Origin of the sequence: Streptomyces durocortorensis, assembly GCF_016901035.1 — a bacterium.
Classification (GTDB): Bacteria; Actinomycetota; Actinomycetes; order Streptomycetales; family Streptomycetaceae; genus Streptomyces; species Streptomyces durocortorensis.
Map to the genome: position 1 here is coordinate 1 of NZ_JAFEUF010000448.1, position 2,417 is coordinate 2,417.

Sequence of the window (2,417 nt, forward strand, 5' to 3'; positions counted from 1 at the left end):
CTCCCCACCGCCGGACCGTTGTTCCCCCGCGGGCACCCCCGCCCGCCGGGCCGGCCGGAGCGACCGGGACGTGCGGGGACGGGACGTGCGGGGACGGGGCGTTCGGCGAGCGGCGTCAACTGATCAACGTCGCCTACCGGTTGCTCGGTTCGCTGGCCGAGTCAGAGGACGCCGTGCAGGAGGCCTACACCCGGTGGTACGCGATGCCGCCCGGCCGGCGGAACGGGATCGCGTCCCCCGGCGCCTGGCTGACGACGGTCACCGGCCGGATCTGCCTGGACGTGCTCGGCTCGGCCCGGGCCCGGCGGGAGCGCTACGTCGGCGCCTGGCTGCCCGATCCGCTGCCCGGCCCCGCCGAACGCGCCCACGGCCAGGGCTCCGACCCCGTCGACCAGATGATCCTGGACGAGTCGGTGACCATGGCCTTCCTCGTCGTCCTGGAGACGATGACGCCGCCCGAGCGGGTGTCGTTCGTCCTGCACGACGTCTTCCGCTACCCCTTCGCCGAGATCGCCGCCGTCCTCGACCGGACCCCCGGCGCCTGCAAGCAGCTCGCCGCCTCCGCCCGGCGCCGGGTGCGCGCCGCCCGGGCCCCGGAGCCGGCCGCCGGACGGGCCGACGCGGTGCGGCGGGTCAAGGAGGCGTGGGAGAACAAGGACATCGCCGCCCTCGTCGAACTCCTTGACCCGGCCGCCGTGATGACCGCCGACGGCGGCGGCCTGGTCGGAACCGCCCTGCGTCCGATCGAAGGCGGCTCGCGCATCGCCCAGTACATGGTCGCCATCGCCGACAAGGCGCCCGGTCTGGAGCTGCTGGAGTGCCCGGTCAACGGTGAGCCGGGGCTGGTGGCCCGACACGACGGCGTCGTCGTGACCGTCGCGTCGTTCGATGTGGCCGAGGCCCGCGTCGCCCGGATCTGGGTGGTGCGCAACCCGGAGAAGCTGCGGCCGTGGGCCCGGGAGGGCTGAAGAGCCGCGTGCCCCGGCGGAGGCTTCAGTACGGCGGCAGCCGCAGCATCCCCGTGCCCTCGCGGACGTCGTGCACGAGGCGGATCTTCCCCACGGGATTGCCGCGCTCGTCCGTGGTCACCAGGGCCGCGTCGTCGGCGTTGACGCACCGCCCGCGCACCCCCGGCTCGGGGCAGAACAGGACGTAGCCGGTCTGCCGGTCCACCCGGCCCGGCTCCAGCCGCCAGATCCACTGGTAGTCGCTCACGACCACCCGGGGATAGGCGGGGCGCAGGCGCTCCTTCACCGCGTTCTGCACGGTGTCGCCGAACTCCTGCCTCTCCCGGAACGGGCGGACGACCCGGGCGCTGCCCGTCGTGTCGACCCGGCCCGCCTCGATCTCGTAACTCGCCGAGAAATAGGCGTGCTTGGTGAGCGAGGCCAGCAGGTCCGACCGGGTCAGCCGCATCACCGTCGGCCAGGAATCCTTGCCACGGTCGCGCCGGTCGGCGACGGCGGGGGAGACCACGTTCACGTACGAGGCCTGAGCCTTCCCCAACGCGCTGTCGGCCCCGCTCGCCGTGACCCACCGCTGGACGCACTCCCCGATCTCGCCCAGCACCTTCGTCACGGTGGCGTTCGTCAGCTCGGCCACCACGTAGGGCGGGGTGCCGGTCGGGCCCAGGGCGATGACCTCGTAACCGCAGGCGTCGAAGGCGCCCCTGAGCGTACGGAAGTCCTCGGCCTGCTGCCGCCCGCGCTCCACGGCCTGGGCCAGCACGCCCGCGCACTCCTTCCGGTCGCACAGGCCCCGGTCCGCCTCGTCCGTGTCGATGCGGAGCCGGACCACGGCGTCGCGGTCGTCGGTCACCGCGAAGGTGACCTCCGAGCCGCCGGAACCGGGGAAGAGCGTGCGGGCCCCGATCGCCTTGAGCTGCCCCGGGAAGTGCTTCTCGGCCAGCTCCTCCGCCGCCCGCCGGTCGTCCCCGGTGCCGACCACCCCGCACCCGGCGCCCAGGAGGGCCAGGGATCCCGCCAGTACGCCGGTGAGCGCGGTTCTCCACTGTCTGCGGCGTGATCCGGCCATGGTCGGCTCCTCGTACTGGTGCTGTCCGGTGTTCCTGTGACCGTAGGGCCAGTGTCGGCAAGCCGGATGAGTACGCCTACTCAACCCCGGTGCGCACAGCGCCCCGAACCCCTCTGGAACGCCCTGTCATTGGCATGGACCTGACTCTTGAACTCCGCTACAGTCCGGGAACGGCACATCTGAGAGCGCTCTCAAAAGGCACGATCGGATCGCGCTCCCGGACGCCTCCCGTTCCACCCCCACGTCGTTGGAACAACAGGAAGGGTCACTCCCTTGAGACACGCAACCCTGCTGCGGACCGGTCTGTCCGCGCTCCTGGTACTCGGAGCCTGGACCGCCGCCGGTCCGACGTCCGCCTCCGCCGCGCCCACCCCCGCCGAACC

Annotated in this window: 2 protein-coding genes; one reads left to right on the forward strand and one right to left on the reverse strand. The window is 72.9% G+C overall.

The annotated features are described in order from the left end of the window. Nucleotides 1–119: 119 nt before the first annotated feature. Nucleotides 120–968, forward strand: coding sequence for an RNA polymerase sigma factor SigJ (gene sigJ, locus JS521_RS35255; RefSeq protein WP_205086931.1), 849 nt, complete (start codon nt 120–122; stop codon nt 966–968). A 25-nt stretch (nt 969–993) separates the two neighbouring features. Here the strand turns inward: sigJ and JS521_RS35260 are convergent, their stop codons facing one another. Then, nucleotides 994–2,034 carry an SCO7460 family lipoprotein gene (locus tag JS521_RS35260; RefSeq protein WP_205086930.1) on the reverse strand — a complete coding sequence of 347 codons (1,041 nt, stop codon included), beginning with the start codon at nt 2,032–2,034 and terminating at the stop codon, nt 994–996. Between the last annotated feature and the right edge of the window lie 383 nt (nt 2,035–2,417).

Bases quoted from the DNA above. Each gene is read 5' to 3' on its own strand.
- JS521_RS35260 (WP_205086930.1), bottom strand. From the start codon at position 2,034: ATGGCCGGATCACGCCGCAGACAGTGGAGAACCGCGCTCACCGGCGTA.